Source organism: Acinetobacter sp. SM1B (assembly GCF_003289665.1).
Classification (GTDB): Bacteria; Pseudomonadota; Gammaproteobacteria; order Pseudomonadales; family Moraxellaceae; genus Acinetobacter; species Acinetobacter schindleri.
The window spans coordinates 1,846,141-1,866,885 of record NZ_QMBM01000001.1 but is presented as its reverse complement, the minus strand read 5'-3'; the positions used below and the strand labels follow the sequence as shown (position 1 = coordinate 1,866,885).

At 42.9% G+C, this 20,745-nt stretch carries 19 protein-coding genes and 1 tRNA gene; 9 read left to right on the top strand and 11 right to left on the bottom strand.

Annotation, left to right across the window (positions count from 1 at the left end; all coding sequences use genetic code 11):
• Window positions 1–105 precede the first annotated feature (105 nt).
• The 6 genes from C8322_RS08985 to C8322_RS14415 all read left to right on the top strand — a co-directional run bounded on the left by C8322_RS08985 (window position 106) and on the right by C8322_RS14415 (window position 4,862).
• Complete coding sequence (locus C8322_RS08985) at window positions 106–1,152, top strand: rod shape-determining protein (protein WP_004893381.1); 1,047 nt, start codon at window positions 106–108, stop codon at window positions 1,150–1,152.
• 16 nt (window positions 1,153–1,168) lie between these two features.
• Entirely contained in the window at window positions 1,169–2,026 is an 858-nt protein-coding gene (gene mreC, locus C8322_RS08980; protein ID WP_004810981.1) for a rod shape-determining protein MreC, read from the top strand.
• Window positions 2,013–2,504: a rod shape-determining protein MreD gene (mreD, locus tag C8322_RS08975; protein ID WP_004893383.1), complete on the top strand. Its 492-nt coding sequence runs from the start codon at window positions 2,013–2,015 to the stop codon at window positions 2,502–2,504. The genes mreC and mreD overlap by 14 nt, the downstream gene beginning before the upstream one ends.
• The gene (locus C8322_RS08970) at window positions 2,492–3,058 is read left to right on the top strand and encodes a Maf-like protein (RefSeq protein ID WP_004893384.1); all 567 of its coding nucleotides are present in this window, start codon (window positions 2,492–2,494) and stop codon (window positions 3,056–3,058) included. The genes mreD and C8322_RS08970 overlap by 13 nt, the downstream gene beginning before the upstream one ends.
• 40 nt (window positions 3,059–3,098) lie before the next feature.
• The gene (rng, locus tag C8322_RS08965; RefSeq protein WP_004810976.1) at window positions 3,099–4,553 is read left to right on the top strand and encodes a ribonuclease G; all 1,455 of its coding nucleotides are present in this window, start codon (window positions 3,099–3,101) and stop codon (window positions 4,551–4,553) included.
• A gap of 135 nt (window positions 4,554–4,688) precedes the next feature.
• A complete protein-coding gene (locus C8322_RS14415; protein WP_004810972.1) occupies window positions 4,689–4,862 on the top strand; it encodes a PA1571 family protein in 174 nt (57 codons plus the stop codon).
• A 156-nt stretch (window positions 4,863–5,018) separates the two neighbouring features.
• On the opposite strand, the gene C8322_RS08960 is transcribed toward C8322_RS14415, so the two are convergent.
• Complete coding sequence (locus C8322_RS08960; RefSeq protein ID WP_004893385.1) at window positions 5,019–6,401, bottom strand: WS/DGAT/MGAT family O-acyltransferase; 1,383 nt, start codon at window positions 6,399–6,401, stop codon at window positions 5,019–5,021.
• A 478-nt stretch (window positions 6,402–6,879) separates the two neighbouring features.
• Window positions 6,880–7,614 carry a phosphoadenylyl-sulfate reductase gene (locus C8322_RS08955; protein ID WP_004810968.1) on the bottom strand — a complete coding sequence of 245 codons (735 nt, stop codon included), beginning with the start codon at window positions 7,612–7,614 and terminating at the stop codon, window positions 6,880–6,882.
• A 202-nt stretch (window positions 7,615–7,816) separates the two neighbouring features.
• Between C8322_RS08955 and thrH the strand changes: the two genes are divergently transcribed.
• Window positions 7,817–8,434 (top strand): bifunctional phosphoserine phosphatase/homoserine phosphotransferase ThrH, encoded by a 618-nt coding sequence (gene thrH / locus C8322_RS08950; RefSeq protein WP_111810536.1) that lies wholly within the window; start codon window positions 7,817–7,819, stop codon window positions 8,432–8,434.
• A gap of 72 nt (window positions 8,435–8,506) precedes the next feature.
• Here thrH and C8322_RS08945 read toward each other — a convergent pair whose 3' ends face one another.
• The 4 genes from C8322_RS08945 to C8322_RS08930 form a co-directional block, all read right to left on the bottom strand.
• Window positions 8,507–9,643, bottom strand: a complete 1,137-nt coding sequence (locus tag C8322_RS08945; RefSeq protein WP_111810535.1) for an OmpP1/FadL family transporter — start codon at window positions 9,641–9,643, stop codon at window positions 8,507–8,509.
• A 310-nt stretch (window positions 9,644–9,953) separates the two neighbouring features.
• The gene (locus C8322_RS08940; RefSeq protein ID WP_008305644.1) at window positions 9,954–11,258 is read right to left on the bottom strand and encodes an OmpP1/FadL family transporter; all 1,305 of its coding nucleotides are present in this window, start codon (window positions 11,256–11,258) and stop codon (window positions 9,954–9,956) included.
• A 347-nt stretch (window positions 11,259–11,605) separates the two neighbouring features.
• Window positions 11,606–11,678 (bottom strand) — tRNA-Arg (locus C8322_RS08935).
• 91 nt (window positions 11,679–11,769) lie between these two features.
• On the bottom strand, window positions 11,770–13,122 hold the full coding sequence (locus C8322_RS08930; protein WP_004810960.1) for an amino acid permease: 1,353 nt from the start codon (window positions 13,120–13,122) through the stop codon (window positions 11,770–11,772).
• A 332-nt stretch (window positions 13,123–13,454) separates the two neighbouring features.
• On the opposite strand from C8322_RS08930, the gene prpF reads away from it, so the two are divergent.
• Window positions 13,455–14,648 (top strand): 2-methylaconitate cis-trans isomerase PrpF, encoded by a 1,194-nt coding sequence (gene prpF / locus C8322_RS08925; RefSeq protein WP_111810534.1) that lies wholly within the window; start codon window positions 13,455–13,457, stop codon window positions 14,646–14,648.
• Window positions 14,649–14,899: 251 nt separating this feature from the next.
• Window positions 14,900–15,808 (top strand): polyprenyl synthetase family protein, encoded by a 909-nt coding sequence (locus tag C8322_RS08920; protein ID WP_111810533.1) that lies wholly within the window; start codon window positions 14,900–14,902, stop codon window positions 15,806–15,808.
• Between the two features lie 64 nt (window positions 15,809–15,872).
• On the opposite strand, the gene putP is transcribed toward C8322_RS08920, so the two are convergent.
• The 5 genes from putP to C8322_RS08895 all read right to left on the bottom strand — a co-directional run bounded on the left by putP (window position 15,873) and on the right by C8322_RS08895 (window position 20,627).
• Complete coding sequence (gene putP, locus C8322_RS08915) at window positions 15,873–17,363, bottom strand: sodium/proline symporter PutP (RefSeq protein ID WP_111810532.1); 1,491 nt, start codon at window positions 17,361–17,363, stop codon at window positions 15,873–15,875.
• Between the two features lie 215 nt (window positions 17,364–17,578).
• Entirely contained in the window at window positions 17,579–18,433 is an 855-nt protein-coding gene (locus C8322_RS08910; protein ID WP_111810531.1) for an SPFH domain-containing protein, read from the bottom strand.
• A 23-nt stretch (window positions 18,434–18,456) separates the two neighbouring features.
• A complete protein-coding gene (locus tag C8322_RS08905; protein WP_004810952.1) occupies window positions 18,457–18,918 on the bottom strand; it encodes an NfeD family protein in 462 nt (153 codons plus the stop codon).
• 99 nt (window positions 18,919–19,017) lie between these two features.
• Window positions 19,018–19,935 (bottom strand): patatin-like phospholipase family protein, encoded by a 918-nt coding sequence (locus C8322_RS08900; protein WP_034592511.1) that lies wholly within the window; start codon window positions 19,933–19,935, stop codon window positions 19,018–19,020.
• 62 nt (window positions 19,936–19,997) lie between these two features.
• Window positions 19,998–20,627, bottom strand: a complete 630-nt coding sequence (locus C8322_RS08895) for a 1-acyl-sn-glycerol-3-phosphate acyltransferase (RefSeq protein ID WP_048881392.1) — start codon at window positions 20,625–20,627, stop codon at window positions 19,998–20,000.
• Window positions 20,628–20,745 lie beyond the last annotated feature (118 nt).

The following is a 20,745-nucleotide window of genomic DNA, read 5'->3' as shown; positions in this document are numbered from 1 at the left end:
ATCAAATTATCATGCGTTATGATAAGCGATTGACTTGTCCAAAGCATCACATTTAGTTAAAGTTGCCACCTTGCGTCCATATAAAGTTTAATTGAGAACGTCCCCGTGATTCTAAAACGACTAATAGGCTTGTTTTCGCCAGATCTAGCCATTGATTTAGGTACTGCAAATACACTTATTTATGCGCCAGGACGAGGCATTATATTAAATGAACCGACGGTTGTAGCAATCCGTCATAGTGGTTCACAAAAAATTGTTGCTGCCGTAGGTCTTGACGCGAAACAAATGCTTGGTCGTACCCCGGCAAATATTTCAGCAATCCGCCCGATGAAAGATGGTGTGATTGCAGACTTTGAAGTCACTGAAACCATGTTGAATCAGTTCATCGGCAAGGTTCACGAAAAACGTTTATTCCCGCCTGCACCACGTGTTGTAGTGTGTGTTCCATGTAAATCTACCCTGGTTGAACGTCGTGCGATCCGTGAAGCCGTGTATAACGCTGGCGCGCGTGAAGTACGTTTGATTGAAGAACCGATGGCAGCTGCAATTGGCGCTGGCATGCCGGTAGAGCAGGCATGTGGTTCGATGGTTGTGGACGTGGGCGGTGGTACAACAGAAATCGCGATCATCTCGCTGCAGGGCTGTGTCTATGCAGACTCATTGCGTATTGGCGGTGATGTGTTTGATGAACAGATTATTAACTACGTGCGTAAAGCACATGGTTGCGTAATCGGTGAAACGACTGCTGAAATTATTAAAAAAGAAGTCGGTATGGCGCTTCCGGATGAAGGTGCAAAACCACTGGAAATTGAAGTTCGTGGTCGTAATCTGGCTGAAGGTGTGCCGCGTGCAATTACGGTGACTTCTGATGAAGTGACTCAGGCAATTTCTGACCCATTGCAATATATCGTGTCTGCTGTGAAATCTGCACTGGAACAAACCCCTCCTGAACTGTCTTCAGACATTGCTGAGCGCGGGATCGTATTGACGGGTGGTGGTGCATTACTACGTAACTTGGACAAGCTTCTTGCCAAAGAAACTGGTCTTCCTGTGGTGGTTGCAGAAGATCCGCTGTCATGTGTAACACGTGGTGGCGGTAAGGTTCTCGAATTCTTCGACAACCCAAATCATGACATGTTATTCGTAGGCTAAGAACAGGACACGGCGGGTGCAAACACATCTGTTTTCTCGACAACCGCCATCTTTTCGCTCATTCGTCATTGCGTTGGTGACCTGTCTGGTGGTGCTTTTCTTTGATTGGCGCATGCCTCATCTGGTTCAACCTGCAAGGGATGTGCTGAATGCGGCATATAATCCGATATATGCTGTGGCCAGTTATCCTGTATTGTCGCGAGAATGGCTGAATCAACAAACCAAGTCTGAAGCACAACTGCGTCGTGAAAATACCGCGATGCAGGCTGAGCTATTACAGGCGCAGGTACGCTTACAGAAAATTTCTGAACTGTCTGCTGAAAATACCCGTCTGCGCGGGTTGCTGGACACGCCTTTAATTATTGATGGACGTATGGAAATTGCAGAAGTGATTGGTACTGATGCCGATCCGCTGCGTCATATCATCGTGATTAACCGGGGTTCTAACAGCCACCTACGGATAGGACAGACTGTGCTGGATGACAAGGGGATCATGGGACAGATCATTAGTGTCTATCCGCATAGTAGCCGTGTCATGCTGCTCTCAGATAAAGAACATTCACTTTCAGTACGTCTGGAACACACTGGCATGCGTGCCATCGTCTCGGGGACGGGTGATCTTGGGCGTCTGAAAATGGAATATGTACCGACCAGTGCCAACATCAAAGTCGGTGAAAAAGTTTATAGCTCAGGTTTGGGACAGCATTTCCCGGCAGGTTATCTGGTTGGCACCGTCTCTAAAGTACAACGTCATAATTCAGGTGAATTTGCCCAGATTGATGTGATTCCGGCAGCACAGCTGGCTGGTGGTCATCATGTGGTGGTACTGTTTTCTGATTCATTAGCGATGGAGCAGCCACATGTCGATCGCTAAAATGCAGTCCAGAACCCATCGGGATCCATTGTTCCCGATTATTATTTCAGTAATTTTTGCCTCGGTTCTGGTGGTCTATCCTTTATCTTATTCGCTCTCTGGCTGGCGTCCGCAGTTTATGCTGATGGTGATGCTGTTCTGGGTGCTCTGTCAGCCGACCTGGTGTGGGATCTGGTTTGCGTTCAGTACCGGAATCTTGTTAGACCTGCTATTAGATGCACCTTTAGGTCTGAATGCGCTGAGTTTTATTATTATTGCCTTTATGGCGCGCTTCCTGACCCGTGAGCGCCGCATCCTGACTTTTAGCAATCTCTGGATTATTGCTACATTGGCACTCGTTGCCCATCTGATGCTGACCTTCTTTGCTCAGATCATTAGCGGCGTGCAGTTCTCGATTCCACGTCACTGGCTACCGATACTGACTAGCGTTATGGTATGGCCTGTTCTATATTATCTGCTCAGAAAATGGCGCATCTGATTCTGGCCTCCAGTTCACCTCGACGCCGTGAACTGTTGCAACAGTTGGGACTGGAGTTCGAGATTTACAGTCCTGATATTGACGAATCCGTATTGCCCAATGAGTCAGTTGCGGCTTATGTTGAACGTTTGGCACGTGCCAAAGCGGATGCCGTGGCCGAGCGTTATCCAGATGCAATTATCATTGCTGCCGACACCAGTTTGGGGGTTGATAACGAGATTCTGGGTAAACCTGAATCCAAACAGCATGCCTTTGTAATGTGGGCTAAAATATCAGGTCGTAAACATGATGTATTTAGCGGTGTCTGCGTACGCACAAAAAATGAAAAATACAGTATAGTGGTAAGGACACAGGTTGAATTTCAATCACTCACCACCCATGATATGGAAAGTTATTGGGCGACTGGTGAACCGGTAGGCAAGGCAGGCGGTTATGCCATTCAAGGTATTGCAGCACGTTATATCCCCGCGATTCAGGGGAGCTACTCTAATGTAGTCGGTTTGCCCCTATATGAAACGGTACAGTTATTACAGACGGTTAAGGCACTAAATTAACTGCTGAAAAAAGAATTCTTATAATGTTTTGAGTGTTGTTATGTCTGACGAGTTATTGATTAACTTCACACCGATGGAATGTCGTGTGGCGTTAATCGAAAACGGCACGGTGAACGAACTGTTCATCGAGCGTACCGCGAAGCGCGGTCTGGTGGGGAACGTATATAAAGGCAAAGTGGTCCGTGTCCTGCCAGGGATGCAGGCTGCTTTTGTCGATATTGGTCTGTCACGTACTGCTTTTTTGCATATCAATGATATGGTCTGGCCGCGTCAGCAGCCGACACCGAATGTATTTGAATTACTGCAGCCAGGTCAGATTCTGACGGTGCAGGTGATGAAAGACATGCTCGGGACCAAAGGGGCACGTCTTTCGACTGATCTCTCCATTCCTTCACGTTATCTGGTTTTGATGCCTTATGGCAATCATATTGGCGTATCGCAACGAATTGAATCTGAAGAAGAACGTAATCGTTTACGTTCGATTATTGAACGGATTCAGGCCCAGCATAAACTGCCCGGTTCGGTGATTGTCCGTACTGCGGCAGAAGGCATTGATGAAGCTGAAATTGCCCAGGACATGGCTTATCTGGCCAAGCTTTGGGATTACATTCAGCGCAAACAGAAGAGTATTGCTGTTCCATCACTGATCTTTGAAGAACTGCCGCTGCCACAGCGTGTGATTCGTGATCTGGCCAATGAAAACACTGCCAAAATCTATGTCGATTCACGTGAAATCCACGGCAAACTGAAAGAGTTTGTTAAAGAATTTGTGCCAAGCATGAATGATCGTTTGCTGCACTATCCAGGCGAGCGCCCGATTTTTGACTTATATAATGTTGAAGATGATATCCAGAAGGCTCTACAAACCCGTGTGGCACTAAAATCTGGTGGCTATCTGATGATTGATCAGACTGAGGCCATGACCACGATTGATGTCAATACCGGTTCCTATGTCGGCGGTCGTTCACTGGAAGATACCGTCTTCAAAACCAATATGGAAGCAACTGAGGTGATTGCACGTCAGTTACGACTGCGTAATCTGGGTGGGATCATTATTATTGATTTCATTGACATGCAGGAAGCACAGCATCGTGACGAGGTAATGAACCAGTTCGAAAAAATGCTGGAACGTGATCATGCCAAAACCAAGATTACCCAGGTATCTGAACTGGGTCTGGTCGAGATGACGCGTAAACGTACCCGTGAATCTCTAGAGCACCTGTTATGCGAATCCTGTCCAACCTGTCAGGGACGTGGATACGTCAAAACAGCAGAATCAGTGTGTTACGAAATATTCCGTGAAATTTTACGTTACGCACGCGCTTATCAATCACAAAGTGGATTTACTGTAGTGGCACATCCGTCAGTGATTGATCGACTGCTGACTGCAGAAGCCCCGGCTGTGGCGGATCTGGAACACTTTATTGATCGCGTGATTAAGTTCCAAGTTGAGAATTTATATACGCAAGAGCAATACGATATCATTCTCAGCTGAAATTGTAACAGAATATCGTAAAACCCTTGTTACAACTGGAATTTTACAAGCGCAGGTGAATTCTGAATACTAGACACATCCAGTAGCCAAAGCCAATCTCCCAATATTTTGGCTTAGCAAAAAATGAGGTGTGTCATGAGTATAAGTAAAGCAGTTATTAATAAGGGTCTAAAACACGTGCTTGAACCGAAAACTGTCCACGCGGGATACATTGTGGACGAACGCGGCAATGAAGTTCAGATTACTTCATCTATGATTCGTACGGTCTGCCATCAGCTATTAAAACAATGTCGTACTGTGAAAAGTTAAAATTTGAATATTGCTTGAATGGTTTGAATAAAAAATAATCAAATAAAAATAAAGGGGCACCATATGCCCCTTTATTATTGCATGAAATTATTGGCAAAAATGTTCATACTTATTTTTGCATAAAAACTTAGTCTTGATTTTAGTCTTCATCGCAGTCTAACTTACTGCTGCGAGCTTTGGGGTTTTGCCACCATCGACAATCCGTTCAAAACGCTGGATTTCGTCCTCAAGATGAGTAAGCAGATTCTGCATTTTAGGCAGGGAATTACGGCAGGCGGTCAGACCCACTTCAAGTTTGTCTAAATAACTGGTCATGGTGATATTGAGTGCCTGACCATCGAGCACGATAGAGGCAGGGTAGAGAGCTTCCAGACGGGCACCATTCCAGTACAGCGGTTCTTGTGGACCTGGAACATTGGAAATCACCAGATTAAATGCCTGGCGTTTTGGCATCAGACCTGATGCAATATTCAAACCTGCAGCGCCATAAACAAAAGCACTATAGTTCAGAATCTGATTGGCATTCATGCGCTTAAAACGTTCTTTGGCATTCAGTACGCTACGACGTACGATCTTGAGACGTTCTAAAGGGTCTTCCTTATGCGTACCCAGATTCGCCAGAATCATGGTAATACGGTTTGATACATCAGAGTCATCAGAACGTACAGAAGCCGGTACCATGGCAATCAACGGTTTCTTCGGTAGAGCATCTTGGCTGATTAAATATTCACGTAAGGCACCGGAACAGATTGCCAGCACGATATCGTTAATGGTTACACCCAAGGCTTTAGAAATACGGCGAAGACGCTCAAATTCAAAGGATTGCGCGGCAAATCGGCGTGATGCACTGACACGTTGATTTAGAATGGATGAAGGGGCCTGGAAACTGGAGACATAATCAGGATTACGTCCCATGTCTTTTAATACAGTTTGCGACAGCTCATAGATGACACGCGGAGTAGATTCCAGTTGTCCTTTCAGCGTAGATAAAACGCCTTTAATGCGACTAACTTTTGGTGCTTTCAGGCGCTTGGCACGTGGTCCTTCTACACACCATGGTGGCACAATACTTTTTCCCTGTGGATCATGAGACAGTGATTTCTCGACCAGACGCATACCCGCAATGCCGTCGACCATGGCATGGTGGATTTTAAAGTACATCGCGAAACGGTTACCTTCTATTCCTTCAATGATATGACAGGTCCAGAGTGGTTTGGCACGGTCAATCAGGGCACTATGTTCCTGTGAAATATAGGTGAGTAATTCACGGATGCGACCCGGTTTTGGCAGGGCAATATGCCGGAAATGATGATCCAGATCGAACTGTTGATCTTCATCCCAGAACAAGCCATTTAAATAATTATTGAAAGGTGGGATTGGAATAGATTTGGAAGTACGGATATCACGCACCAATTCCTGAATAAAAGTTGCCGGTGCATTATCGGGAATCTGAAATAAAAAAAGACCACCTACATGCATAGGTTGCTGCCGTTTCTCTAAAGATAAAAAAATAAGATCAATTGGATGTAATGGACGCATAGCGTGGATTGCCTCACTGCACTCTATATGGCTGTTCTCTATCTGAAAAGCCTTGTTAGAATTATTGCTTTAGTAAAGAAAGTATAGCTGTTTTAACGTAGAAATGAACTGCTTAATCTTAATCTGTTAAGTTAAAAAGTAATAATTGACATGGAGGTTTATACCTTCCTAAGTTTTTGAAATGTGAAAACTTTAGTTTTTAAGGCTACTGCTGAAAATACGTTTTTTAGGTCTGGTGGGAGTATAACTGAATAATTATGCATCATTAAAAGAATGGTATTGAGTTCAATTTCACATTTTTTTGCAAATAAATCTATTCAACAACATTTTATAAATTCTTTGATTATCCTCAGGATCTTTCCTGATGAATGGTAAAAGAGGAGACTTGATATCTTGTCACCAAATGTAAGATTCGTAGTTAAAAAGGCTATCCTGATTCAGGATAGCCTTTTACAAATATGCACAGTCTGATTTAATTTTACTCTTTCAGGTTGCCTGCATGTAAGCCACATTCTTTATGCGTGGCTTCTTCCCACCACCAGCGACCTTCACGTTCGTGCTGGTTCGGTAAAACGGGACGAGTACATGGTTCACAGCCAATAGAAATGAATCCTTTCTCATGCAATGGGTTGTATGGAATTTCCATCATGCGGATATAACTCCATACATCGGCACTCGACCAGTTGGCCAGCGGATTGTATTTAATCAGCTGTTTACCGGGACCTGAAAAACCTGGATCTGCCTGAACCACCGGAATTTCATTCCGTGTACCCGGGCTCTGGTCTTTACGCTGACCGGTAATCCAGCCATCAAGTGTTGCAAGTTTTTTTCGTAATGGTTGAACCTTGCGGATGCCACAACATTCCTGATGACCATCTTGATAGAAACTGAACATCCCTTTACGAGTAGTCAAATTTTCAATGGCTTCACGTTCAGGAAAACAGATTTCAATATCTACATTATAGTGTTTTCGAACTTGCTCGATAAATTGATAGGTTTCAGCGTGCAAGCGGCCTGTATCCAGACTAAAGACACGGAAAGGTTTACCGAGGTGGGAAGCCATGTCAATCAGTACAACATCTTCTGCACCAGAAAATGAAATGGCAATTTCACCTGGTTGATTCAGGGCAAGTGCCAAAATTTCACTTGGAGATTTATCAGCATATTCAGATGCAAGCGCATCCATAATATCAATAGTAGGAATAGTGGTCATGAGAATCCTGGCGATATAGGCTTGGAATGACTCTGCCTATATTAATTAATTTCACATGTATTTTAATAGAAGAGAATTAGTAGTCTTATCACTAAAAAATAAATACTTATGAAAAAAATAGATTTAAAAAAGAACAATGCAAAATATGAATCTTCAGCTATGATATGGAAAATTTTTTAGATGATAACTGAGGGGAATATTCATGGAAATCGTATGTCTTGATCTTGAAGGTGTGTTAGTTCCAGAAATTTGGATTAACTTTGCTAAAAAAACTGGCATTAAAGAACTTGAAGCAACTACACGTGATATTCCTGACTACGATGTGTTGATGACTCAGCGTTTAAATATTCTAAAACAGCATGGCTTGGGGTTGAATGATATTCAAGCGGTGATTGCGGATATGGGGCCATTTCCTGGCGCGAAAGAGTTTGTAGAGTGGGTGAGCACACACTTCCAATTGATTATTCTTTCAGACACGTTCTATGAGTTTGCACACCCGTTGATGAAGCAGTTGGGTTGGCCAACCATTTTCTGCCATAAGCTAGAATCAGATGAAAATGGCATGATTACTGCGTATAAACTGCGTCAACCAGACCAAAAACGTCAAGCTGTTAAAGCCTTACACGGTTTAAATTTCCGCGTAATTGCTGCAGGCGATTCATATAACGATACAACGATGTTGGGTGAAGCGGACAAAGGTTTCTTGTTTGATGCACCTGAAAATGTGATTGCAGAATTCCCACAATTCCCTGCAATTCATGGTTATGCAGCATTAAAAGAAGCAATTCGGGGTGCTTCGGTACGTTATATTCCTGCTTAATCTGAAGCTGAATACAATAAAGGGCATCATTTGATGCCCTTTGTTTTTATGCGATATTAACAGTGCATTGATTTAGAAGCGGTAGCCGATTTTTAGACCATAACCCAAAGCATAGTTGTCTTCAAATTCACCAACGTCTGTTGTACCCGTACGTGCAGTGGCATCACCCAACCAGAAGTATTTTACGCCAGCTTGAATAAAATAGTTTTCTGCTGGGCTATATTGACCACCTAAGCCAACGCTCCAATAACCTTCTGTTGGACCTAAAGTGGTGACCGGGTTACCCGCACCAGAGTCATAACCTACAGAAGCAGAACCAGACCAATGACTATTAAACTTGCGACCCACGCCTACGGTTGCAGACCATTGATCATCTGAATAGTCAATAAGGTTATTGCCAGAAGCTGAATTTAAAAACTTTGGTGTGACCGCAAATTGATCCCAATGTACCCAACGGATATTGGCAAAAGCTAAAGTGTTGGCTGCAACACCTGTTTGAAAATCAATGTTTACTGATTGTGGGGTTATGGCATCAAGTTGTGATTCTACATTTAACATTGGCATTAACTTGTGTGTCTCTACCGATTTAGCTTTATGCTTGATTTCGGAGCGATAAGTTACTGATGTTTTAAGTGCGATTTCAGGGATTTGATAAGCAAAGCCTGCGAGCCAACCAAAAGCCTCTTCTTCATGTATTTTAATGTCATAGCCACTTAAAACTTTAGTTGGGTCTTTAGGTGATATATAGGCTTGACCACGTAGGGAGATATCTGCTTCAACAGTTTGCCAAACAGGACCTGCGTAGAAATTCCAGTTTTCTGTAGGTTGGTAACCAATTAAAGCTGAAAGATTGTGTGTTTCTACTTCTACTTGGGTTGCTTCACCATTCGCACCAAAAACTGGATTATTTGAAGGGTAGAGAGATTCGGCGCCAAATGGTTGGTCATATAAAAGACCTATAGAAATGTGTTCAGTTGCTTGTACTTTAATTGCAGCAGAAGGGAAATAATAATCTTCTGCCATATCGTTAACTTTCAATTGATTAGATTGAACTTTGGGATCTAAAATTGAAATACCTGCTTCTGCATAATTACCCAGTTGTAAAAATGCAGCAATAGACTGACCAGAACGGTCTAAACCAGCAGCAAGCGCAGGTGTAAGTGGGAGAGTACTAAGTAAAATAGCCGAATAAATTCTATTGAGCTTCATGGTCGTTCCCTGATGCTTTATGTAACAAAAAGTGCAGGAAAAGTAACACATTTGAAAAAAGAGTAAATGCTCAACTTCGCAGAATAAATGAACTGAATAAGTTATAAATAGCAGTTGATTAGAGTAAAAGAACTATTTTTAGGTCTTAAGTAAATGAATTTTATTAAATAATTTTTTTAGGGTGATGTTTGGGTAAATATGAGTTTAATTGCTTTAAGTTTGAACATTTGGTTAACACTTGTATAAAAACGAGTGGGTTTTAAGTGCAAAAAAGCCACCCCGAAGAGTGGCTCCTTTGAAAACTAAGGGATTAGAAGCGGTAACCAATTTTTAAGCCGTATGCCCATGCATCGTTGTCTTCAAATTCTGCAACTTGAGCATTTTGAGCATTGCCAGGAACAGAATATGAACCAGAATGTGCTGTAGCATCACCCAACATAAAGTATTTCACGCCACCTGCAATAAAGTAGTTTGGAGCAGGGCTAAATTGTAAACCTAAGCCTACGTTCCAGTAGCCTTCAGTAGGGCCAAATGTTGATACAGGGTTACCTGCACCTGTGTCGTAACCTACAGATACATTACCAGCCCATTGTTCACTGAATTTACGACCTACACCTACTGTTGCAGAAATTTGATCATCAGAATAGTCGAGTAAGTTAAAGCCTTTCGTGTAAGCACCACCAGTTAATGCTGTTGATGCAGCTTCTGCGCCTTTACCGAACGCGTATGGACGGATTGAAAAATCTTTCCAATTAACCCAGCGTACATTTGCGAATGCTACGGTATTAGCCATGATACCTGTTTGTAAATCTAAATTAATAGATTGAGGTGTGGTAATCTCAGTTTCGCCAAGACCATTGTTCATATTGATTACTGTACCTGGATTTGTTCCCAATGCAGCAATAGAGCTTTCGTCAACAGTTAACTCATGTTTAATTTCTGAGCGATATGTTACAGATGCTTTTAAAGCAATTTCTGGAATTTGGTATGCAAAACCTGCTAACCAACCAACTGCTGAGTCTTCACCAATATTTGCGTTGTAACCACCAAAATTATTTGTTCCACTGTAAGCGTAACCACGTAATTGGACATTACCTTTTACTGTTTGATAGACTCCACCACCATAGAAGTTCCAATTTTCAGTAGGTTGAAAACCTAGAATAACGCTAATATTTTGTGTATCTACTTCTGCTGATGTTGATTCATTTCCGTCATGGAATAAACCTGCGCCACCTAAAGCTGCTGAACCTGTGTCGCCAGTTGAATAAGTAACATCAGCGCCAAATGGTTGGTCGTAAATTAAACCAAAAGAAAAATTATCGTTTAATTGTAATTTTAGTGCTGCAGACGGGAAGTAGTAGTCACCTGCCATATCATCAACGCTGGTATTTTGTAGGCCTACTGCTGCTGGTGGAACTGCTGCTGAAGGCGTATAACCATTTTTTACTTTGCCAGAAACATTCGGATCTAAAACAGAAATACCTGCTTCAAAGTAGTTACCCGGTTGTAAGAATGCAGCCATAGATTGACCAGAACGATCCATACCTGCAGCAAAAGCACCTGTCATTGGTACAGTTGCTAAAATCATTGCTGTGCTTAGTGCTTTTAATTTCATTATACATTTCCCTTGAGGTACAAATTTGGGTATTTAAAACGTTTTTTCGGTATTAGCTTGGTATTGTTTTTGGAGTCATTCCTATGCCTTCAATGGCTGATTTGTTACTCCATGTGACAAAAATAACACAATATAAAAAAGAGTAAATGCTCTAGTTTGAATGAGTAGTTCAAAAAAACATCAAATTAGAGTAAAAATACTAATTGAAAAGTAATGTAAGGATATAAGTTTTTGAAATTTAAAAATTTAATTAGAAATAGAGAGATAGTAAAAAAAATGAAAAAAATATAGATTTATTGAATTATTGCTTAAATTTTTTGTTAATTAGTTCACATATTTGAAATATGTGCGCCCTGCGGGACTCGAACCCACGTCGGTCGCTTAGGAGGCAACTGCTCTATCCAGTTAAGCTAAGGGCGCAAAACGATCCCTAATCTACTCCAAAAAAGACGAAAAAAAAAGTTATTGCCGAAGCAATAACTTTAAAAAATAGTCAATTAAAACTTTTTAATTAATTTTTGGTCTTGAGCAGTTTAAACAGGATAAACATGATCACGACCCAAATCGGAAGCATGTATACAGATTCCTGGAAGCCCTGAGTCCACATAATGTAAAGAATAGTCGCAATAAAGCCTAATACAAGTATGTTACTTGCTGGAGACCAAAGTGCTGGAAATTTGGTTTTTTCCCCAACTTTTTTCATTGCCTGAATAAACTTGAAATGTGTCAGTGAAATCATTGCCCAGTTCAAGACCAAGGCACCTACCACCACATAGATCAGATGGCTTAAAGCATCTTCTGGTACAAAGTAGTTCAACAGTACGCAGCCAAAAATCAAAGCAGCAGAGAAGAGTACTGCAGGAATTGGCGTACCTTGTTTATTTACTTTCAGGAAGAGCTTCGGTGCATTGCCTTGTTTGGCCAGACCGTAAAGCATGCGGCTATTGGCATACATACCACTGTTATATACAGACAGTGCAGCAGTTAGAATAATGAAGTTTAGCAGGTGGGCTGCCCAGTCAATACCTAGCTGACTGAAAATCATTACGAATGGACTTTTATCCAGACCGCCGAGTTCCAACTGGTTCCAAGGCACTAATGATAACAAGATGGTCAACGCACCGACATAGAAAATCAGAATACGGAAAACAACCTGGTTAATCGCTTTAGGAATGGTCTTTTCCGGATTCTCCGCTTCTGCTGCTGCCATACCAATCAGTTCAATCCCACCAAAGGCGAACATGAGGAAGGCCAGCATGAAGAATAAACCTTCAAAGCCATTTGGGAAGAAGCCACCTGCGGTCCATAAATTGCTAAAAGATGCAGTAGATGAAGCATCTGCAGTCAGGATCAGGTATAAACCAAAGACAATCATCGAGATGACGGCAGTCACTTTAATGATTGAAAGCCAGAACTCTGATTCACCATAGAATTTCACATTGCCAAGGTTGACCAGGGTAATCACAATGAAGAAAAACAGCACCGATGCCCAAGCAGGAATATGGGGCCACCAGTAGTTAATATATTTTGCGACAGCGGTAAGCTCGGTCATTGCGACCAGGATATACAGGATCCAGTAGTTCCAGCCCGCGAGGAAACCAGGGAATTTACCCCAATATTTATAAGCAAAATGGCTGAAAGAACCTGCAACAGGTTCATGAACAATCATTTCACCCAATTGACGCATAATAAGGAAAGCAATTAAGCCACCAATGGCATAGCCCAGAATAATCGAAGGACCAGCGGATTGGATCACCTGTGCGGAACCTAAGAATAAGCCTGTGCCAATTGCACCGCCCATGGCGATCAACTGAATATGACGGTTCTTTAAGCCACGCTGAAGTTGTGAAGACTCGTTATTCAAAGTATTCAGCCCGACAATGTAAAAATAAGTTGAAAGATTGTAATTGATCAGTCAAAAGAAGCCTAGTAGAAGCCTTAAATGAAAAATTATTATCAGATTAATAAAAAATTATTATAAAAATAAATTAAATAAAAGATAAATGAATCAATATATTAATTTTATTGAATCTGATATTCCTCATCGAATACTAAAAAGACAGCCGTTGTATATGTTGTTTTTTTATACAAAGGTCTTGCAGTCAATTTATCACGATATAAATATACTATACTCAAATTCAACCTCAGTTACATTGCATTTACAAAATAAAGATCAGACAAAGGAAGGTAATAACGATGAGTTTTGCCCCGCAAATCAAGATTCCAGCTACCTATATGCGTGGAGGTACCAGTAAAGGTGTATTTTTCAAGCTGGAAGATCTTCCACCTGCAGCACAACAGCCGGGCAAAATCAGAGACCAGTTACTCTTACGTGTGATTGGTAGCCCAGATCCTTATGGCAAGCAGATTGATGGGATGGGGGGAGCCAGTTCCAGTACCAGCAAAGCGGTCATTCTGTCTAAAAGCCAGCAACCTGATCATGACGTAGACTATCTGTTTGGACAGGTTGCAATTGACCGACCTTTTGTCGACTGGAGTGGTAACTGCGGCAACCTGACAGCGGGTGTAGGTTCATTTGCGATTAGTAATGGTCTGGTACATTCCTCTCGTATTCCGGAAAACGGCATCTGCACAGTACGGATCTGGCAGGTCAATATTCAGAAAACCATTATTGCCCATGTGCCAATTGTGAATGGGCAGGTACAGGAATTGGGTGATTTTGAGCTGGATGGTGTCACCTTTCCAGCGGCTGAAGTTCAGATCGAATTTCTGGACCCTGCCGATGATGATGCCGAGGGTGGAGCTATGTTTCCGACAGGTCATTTAGTCGATCAGCTGGTTGTTCCAGAATACGGTACCTTTGAAGCAACTTTGATCAATGCGGGTATTCCGACAATTTTCCTGAAAGCTGAAGACCTGGGCTATCAGGGCACAGAGCTACAGGAAGATATTAATAGTGATCCGGTAGCGCTCGCTAAATTTGAAACCATTCGTGCTTATGGCGCATTAAAAATGGGATTGATTTCAGATATTACTGAAGCAGCTCAACGTCAGCATACGCCGAAAATTGCTTTTGTATCACAATCTAAAGCTTATGTGTCTTCAGGGGGTAAAGCGATCACCGAATTAGATACCGATGTATTGGTACGTGCCTTATCGATGGGTAAGCTGCATCATGCCATGATGGGAACCGTCGCGGTTTCGATTGCCACTGCAGCTGCGATTCCAGGAACATTGGTGAATCTGGCAGCAGGTGGTGGTGAGCGTGAAGCGGTGCGATTTGGTCATCCATCAGGGACTTTACGCGTTGGCGCACAAGCTACTCAGGAAAATGGTGAATGGAAAGTGAAGAAAGCCATCATGAGCCGTAGTGCGCGTGTCTTGATGGAAGGCTGGGTACGTGTGCCTGCAGAAGTTTTGAAAGAATAGAATTAATTTAATGAAATCTGCTTATATACAAAACCATTGTCCGTACAATGGTTTTTTATATTCAGGGCAGCACCTTTAACATTCTAGATAGCTTCTTTTCATTAAAATAATCTTGGCTTTTGATAGAGCAAAATCAGCAGACGAATTCAAGCTGATAATTTAGGATATTTAAAGGTACAATGCAGGAATAAAGCGGCAAGTTCCTTATTCTTGTCATCGAAAATATATTGAACAACCGATCTGAGGCGAATGTGTCATCTACAACTGAGCTGTCAACCCATGCATTAACTCAAGCACAACATCGTATTCAACAGGACCTATTGACAGCATTAGATGCTTTTGCCATTCCTGAGCCGCTGAAAGCAGCCGTACACCATGCAGTGATGCTGGGTGGAAAACGTGTACGTCCAGCCTTATGTTATGCCACAGCCGCACTCAAGCCAAATCAGAATACTGCTGCTGTGCGTCGTGCTGCAGTCGCAATCGAGTTCATTCATTGCTATTCACTGGCGCATGATGATCTGCCTTGTATGGACAATGATTTGTTGCGTCGTGGACAACCAACCTGTCATGTTGCCTTTGGTGAAGATACCGCGTTGCTTGCTGGCGATATTCTGCAATCCATGGCTTTTGAAATTTTAGGCAGCCGTCTGTTTGATCAGGGCCCTGCAGTTGAGCCAGCAATTGTATTAAAGCAGATGCAGATTCTGGCTACAGCATCTTCCAAGATGGTCAATGGTCAGGTTTTAGATCTGCAGTCTGAAGGAAAACGAATTGACCAGGAAGCATTAGAAACCATTCACCGTAATAAGACCGGTGCACTGATTTCAGCAGCCATCATGATGGCTGCGGTGACGATTTTTGAAGGTACCGATCTGGCGATTCCGAAACTGCGTGAATTTGGTCAGGCCATTGGTCTGGCTTTCCAGGTGCAGGATGATATTCTAGATATCATTTCTGATACTGAAGTATTAGGAAAAACGGCAGGCAAGGATGAACAGGTAGAGAAATCGACTTATCCTGCGCTTATGGGACTCGAGCAGGCAAAACAGTATGCTAAGCAGTTGCATGATCAAGCCTTAAATGCTTTGGCTCACTTCGAAGGTCAGGCTGAAGAATTGACTCAGATTACACAGTTTTTGTTACATCGCAAAAGTTAATTTTCATAGGGATACAGCGCATAAAAAAGAGGACATTTAGTCCTCTTTTTTATTTTAGCTCATTTTATTTGCTTTCATTGTACAGACGTTCTGCCTGTTCAAAACGGTCAGTAATTTCTTCTGTCGGGGCTTTGCCCATCAAGCTCACCACAATAATAGTGATCATTGAACAGACGAAACCTGGAATGATTTCATACAGTCCAGTCGCAGCGAACAGGTTTTTCCATAGGATCACAACAGTTGCACCCACAATCATACCGGCCAAGGCACCATTCAGGGTCATGCGTTTCCAGAACAGTGACAGGATAATCAATGGACCAAATGCAGCACCAAAACCAGCCCAAGCATAAGCAACCAGACCAAGCACTTTAGATGCCGGATTACCCGCTATCCAGATCGCAAGCAGGGCAATCAGTAGCACCATCAAACGACCTACCCAAACCAGTTCTTTCTGAGAAGCATTTTTACGCAGAAAAGATTTATAGAAGTCTTCAGTCAAAGTACTTGAGCACACCAGTAACTGACAGCTGAGTGTACTCATTACCGCAGCCAAAATTGCAGCCAGAACCACACCGGCAATCCATGGATTGAACAGAATTTTAGTCAGTTCCATAAATACGGTTTCAGGATTGGCATTGACTACACTTGCCAGTTCTGGATGTGCCTGGAAGTAAGCAATACCAAAGAAACCGGCTGCGACCGCACCACCCAGACACAGTATCATCCATGTCATGCCAATACGACGTGCATTCGGAATTGATTTCACCGAATCTGCTGCCATGAAACGCACCAGAATATGCGGTTGACCAAAATAACCCAGACCCCAAGCCAGTAAGGAAATAATCGCAACAAAGCTCAGATCACCCATGACATTCATGGCTTGTGGACGAGCCGCTTCAAGTGCCAAAGTGATTTGTGACATATCGGAGAAAGATAAAATAGCCACAATTGGTGTCAACAACAAAGCAAAGATCATCAGACCCGCCTGAATCGTGTCAGTCCAGCTGACGGCCAGGAAGCCACCAATGAATACATAACTGATCGTCGCAATCGCGCTAATCCAGAGGGCAGTACTGTATGGCAGTTCAAACATGCTTTCAAACAGACGTGCACCTGCAACCATGCCTGAAGCACAATAAATAGCGAAGAAAATCAGGATCACGAATGCAGAAACCACACGCAGAACTTTTTTCTGGTCGTTAAAGCGGTTCGAGAAATAATCTGGCAAGGTCAGGGCATTGTGCTGTACTTCAGTATGTACACGTAAACGTCCAGCCACCAAGAGCCAGTTTAGCCAGGCACCAATAATCAGGCCAATTGCAATCCACATTTCAGACAGACCTGAAAGATAAATTGCCCCGGGCAAACCCATCAGCAGCCAGCCGCTCATATCGGAAGCACCAGCAGAAAGTGCAGTAACAAAACTACCTAAACGTCGGCCCCCTAAGATGTAGTCGGAAAAGTTTGTTGTCGCGCGATAAGCCATCAGGCCAATTATGATCATGGCAACAATATAAAATAGAAAGGTGATTAAGGTTGGATTTAGGGAGCTCATACGGTATCCATTTTTAAGTTGGACAGTAGATCGAAATAAGGATTATGGCGAATGTTATGGTCTTTAATCCGAAAGCCATGCAACATTAAATCCAGAAGATTTCAAAAATAAACGCGAAATTTAACCATAATTTCACAATCTTTGCTGAGATTTTCTTGATTTAAATGAAAATAGGCAGTCATTCGACTGCCTATTTGATTCATATTTCTTAACAGTTAATTGTTGCGACCCATAACGCCACGAATGGTATTCATAATATCTGCTGGCAAGACCACAGTCTTGGCATTTTGAGATTTCGCCATATCCTGCATGGCTTTTACATATTGCTCGCCAAGTAAGTAAGCCACAGGAATTTCTTTATCACCAATCGCCTGAGTTACCATATCAATAGCACGCTGTGAAGATTCAGCCAGTACGACTTGTGCTTCCGCATCACGACGTGAGGCTTCAAGACGACCATCTGCTTCCAGAATGGCTGCCTGTTTTTCACCATCGGCTTTGGTTACTGTGGCACGACGTTGACGTTCAGCCGCTGCTTGTTCTTCCATCGCTGCCTGCATGGTATGCGATGGTTTGATGTCCTGGATTTCTACGGTTTTCAGGGTAATCCCCCAATCAGAGATATCATCTGAAATACTGGCTTTCAAACGTGCCTTAATGTGATCACGAGATGACAAGGCATCATCCAGATCCATTTCACCGACAATCGAACGCAATGAAGTCTGAACCAGGTTCTGAATCGCCCATGAATAGTTTTCAATCCCGTACACGGCTTTTTCAGGTGTAGTCAGGTTAATATAAGCTACGGCATTCATCAGCAAGACTGCATTATCACGGGTAATCACTTCCTGAGAAGGAATATCCAGCACGATATCTTTGGTCGTCACTTTATAAGCAACTTCATCGATATAAGGAATCACGAAGTTCAAGCCAGGATTTAGGGTAGAATGGTATTTACCCAGACGCTGTACAATCCATTTATAGCCTTGAGGAACAATTCGTACACCTTTGAAGATGGTGACAGCCACAAAGACCAGCAAGGCCAATACAATAATAGAACTTATACTCATGTCTTTTTCACCTTTTCCTTTTCTTAATTATTGCTATGTGGTTGTACCACCAGGTCATTGCCGAGAATATCGACCACACGAACCCGGTCGCCAACTTGTACCGGACTGAGCGTACGACATTCCCATTCATCTGAACCGAGGACAGGGAGCGGAAAGCGGACTTTGACTTGACCGTGATCCAGATTGGTTTGAATCACCATCCCCACTTGGCCAATGGTGGCCTCACGTGACAGTCCGGCTTTGGTCTTGTCTGTAGACAGCGGTTTAATAAACTTGAACCAGGCCAGGGTACACAGCACAGAGAGAACGATCCAGGTCAGTAGCTGCGTGGTCAGTCCCATCATCGGGAACATCCAGTACAGAATACCCACCATAATGGCCCCAATACCAAACCAGAGTGCAGCAAATGCTGGCAGAATTAACTCTGACAGAATCAGGATAATGCCAAGTACAAACCAGTGCCACGGTTCAAGAACAAATTGCATAAATTAACCTATGTAATTCAAAATTAAATATTCATCATGATTTTTATCTTCACTTCAATGTAGCAGATGCAGCAGCGGATGAATACCTGCAATCCCGATTTAGAACCTGGCCTTGCGTGGCGGTTGTAATGCAGCTGGGGACTTGCTGAAATCGCTGATGGCCTTTTCAATGGCCCGGATTTTTAACTGGGCCGCCTTTTCACCTTCCAGAATCGTTTCATTACTCGATTTCAGATCCAGTGTACCAATATGTCCGACCTTCGGCTGAATGACCACGTTAGCCTGAGCCAGTTCTTCATTAATACTTTGCTGACCCATGATATTAATGGTCTGATCCAGTAGGCCAAACATGTTCATGGCTTTGTTGGCATCCGGACGCGCTGAGATATCAACTGCAATGACAATATCCGCTCCCATATCTTTGGCTGTTTTCACTGGAATTGGACTGACTAATCCACCATCGACATATTTGTTACCCCCAATCACCGCTGGCACAAAGACATTTGGAATACTGCAAGAGGCACGTACCGCCTGACCAGCATTGCCTTTGATAAAGTCAGCCTTACGGCCATTATCCAGGCGGGTAGCTACCGCAGCAAAACGGATCGGGAACTGTTCAATGGGTTTATTGGCCACGTTCTTATTTACATAATCCTGTAGCTTTTGACCGGCGATAATGCCCTGACGGTTTAAAGTCAGATCACGAATATCCGCCTCTTTAAAATTAAGCGCAATTTGTTGCAGCTGATATGGAGTTTTACCGCTGGCATACAGACTGCCGACAAAACTGCCGGCACTGGTTCCAGTCACAATTTTAGGTTTAATTCCATGTGATTCAAGGACTTTAATCACACCGATATGGGCAAAACCTTTCGCTCCGCCACCACCCAAGGCAAGGGCAATGACAGGTTCACGGGCTTTAAGCGTCGGGGTAACAACAGGTTTCGATGGGCTTCTGTCGCAGGCTGCAAGGCTCAGGCCCAAACACCCAATCATTGCATAACGAATTAATTTCATTCTAAAAATAGAGGATTAAATAAGCAAATTATGGTTATCAGAGCAAAAAAAAGACATTTTGCCTAGCGTTTTTTCACCAGTTTTTGTAAAGGCTTGGCAATCCAGTCCGGGTTTTTTGCCGAGATCTTGCCTTCATAATGGGCATAGATCTGCTCCAGATCATATTCATAATCACCGGTTAAATGGTATACGCCCAGGATATGAATGGTTTTAATGTCATAGTCAAAAGAAAACATCACAATCGGCAGATTGGCAGCTTTGGCAATATGATAAAAACCGCTACGGATTTTTTCCGGTGCCTTACGCGAACCTTCAGGTGCCATGCCTATCCAGATTCGATCAGTCTTGTTAATGATATCAACAATCTGTCGGGTATGTCCTTGAGGAGTATCACGTACCACCGGAACCACACCAATCCATTCCAGAATCGGTTTCAGTGGTGTACGGAATAAACTGTCCTTGCCAAAAATCGTGATCTGAATGCCGAGACCGAGCAGAGCATTAAAGCCCAACCAGGCATCAATATTAGAGGTATGCGGAGAAATGATGGCAACTGCTTTTGGCAGATTTGGAAATTCACCTTCCATTTTCCAGCCTTGAGCAAGAAAAAGCTTTTTATAAAATGTCCGGCTGAATTTACTGCCACGCCCAGGGACTAAAGCAGGTAGGTCAGGAAAGGAAGTATTTGCCATCTTATAAGACTCTTGAATTACGAAAATATTCTTTGTTTTTTATTATATTATTGCTTCGTGATAATTTTTTCACTGGCAAAATATCCATGCCAGATGATGTTTTCTGGAATATTTGATC

What these genes read in the sequence shown, in the direction of transcription:
- mreD (WP_004893383.1), top strand. Translation starts at nt 2,013, where the DNA reads ATGTCGATCGCTAAAATGCAGTCCAGAACCCATCGGGATCCATTGTTC.
- C8322_RS08970 (WP_004893384.1), top strand. Translation starts at nt 2,492, where the DNA reads ATGGCGCATCTGATTCTGGCCTCCAGTTCACCTCGACGCCGTGAACTG.
- rng (WP_004810976.1), top strand. Translation starts at nt 3,099, where the DNA reads ATGTCTGACGAGTTATTGATTAACTTCACACCGATGGAATGTCGTGTG.
- C8322_RS14415 (WP_004810972.1), top strand. Translation starts at nt 4,689, where the DNA reads ATGAGTATAAGTAAAGCAGTTATTAATAAGGGTCTAAAACACGTGCTT.
- C8322_RS08960 (WP_004893385.1), bottom strand. Translation starts at nt 6,401, where the DNA reads ATGCGTCCATTACATCCAATTGATCTTATTTTTTTATCTTTAGAGAAA.
- C8322_RS08955 (WP_004810968.1), bottom strand. Translation starts at nt 7,614, where the DNA reads ATGACCACTATTCCTACTATTGATATTATGGATGCGCTTGCATCTGAA.
- thrH (WP_111810536.1), top strand. Translation starts at nt 7,817, where the DNA reads ATGGAAATCGTATGTCTTGATCTTGAAGGTGTGTTAGTTCCAGAAATT.
- C8322_RS08945 (WP_111810535.1), bottom strand. Translation starts at nt 9,643, where the DNA reads ATGAAGCTCAATAGAATTTATTCGGCTATTTTACTTAGTACTCTCCCA.
- C8322_RS08940 (WP_008305644.1), bottom strand. Translation starts at nt 11,258, where the DNA reads ATGAAATTAAAAGCACTAAGCACAGCAATGATTTTAGCAACTGTACCA.
- prpF (WP_111810534.1), top strand. Translation starts at nt 13,455, where the DNA reads ATGAGTTTTGCCCCGCAAATCAAGATTCCAGCTACCTATATGCGTGGA.
- putP (WP_111810532.1), bottom strand. Translation starts at nt 17,363, where the DNA reads ATGAGCTCCCTAAATCCAACCTTAATCACCTTTCTATTTTATATTGTT.
- C8322_RS08910 (WP_111810531.1), bottom strand. Translation starts at nt 18,433, where the DNA reads ATGAGTATAAGTTCTATTATTGTATTGGCCTTGCTGGTCTTTGTGGCT.
- C8322_RS08905 (WP_004810952.1), bottom strand. Translation starts at nt 18,918, where the DNA reads ATGCAATTTGTTCTTGAACCGTGGCACTGGTTTGTACTTGGCATTATC.
- C8322_RS08900 (WP_034592511.1), bottom strand. Translation starts at nt 19,935, where the DNA reads ATGAAATTAATTCGTTATGCAATGATTGGGTGTTTGGGCCTGAGCCTT.
- C8322_RS08895 (WP_048881392.1), bottom strand. Translation starts at nt 20,627, where the DNA reads ATGGCAAATACTTCCTTTCCTGACCTACCTGCTTTAGTCCCTGGGCGT.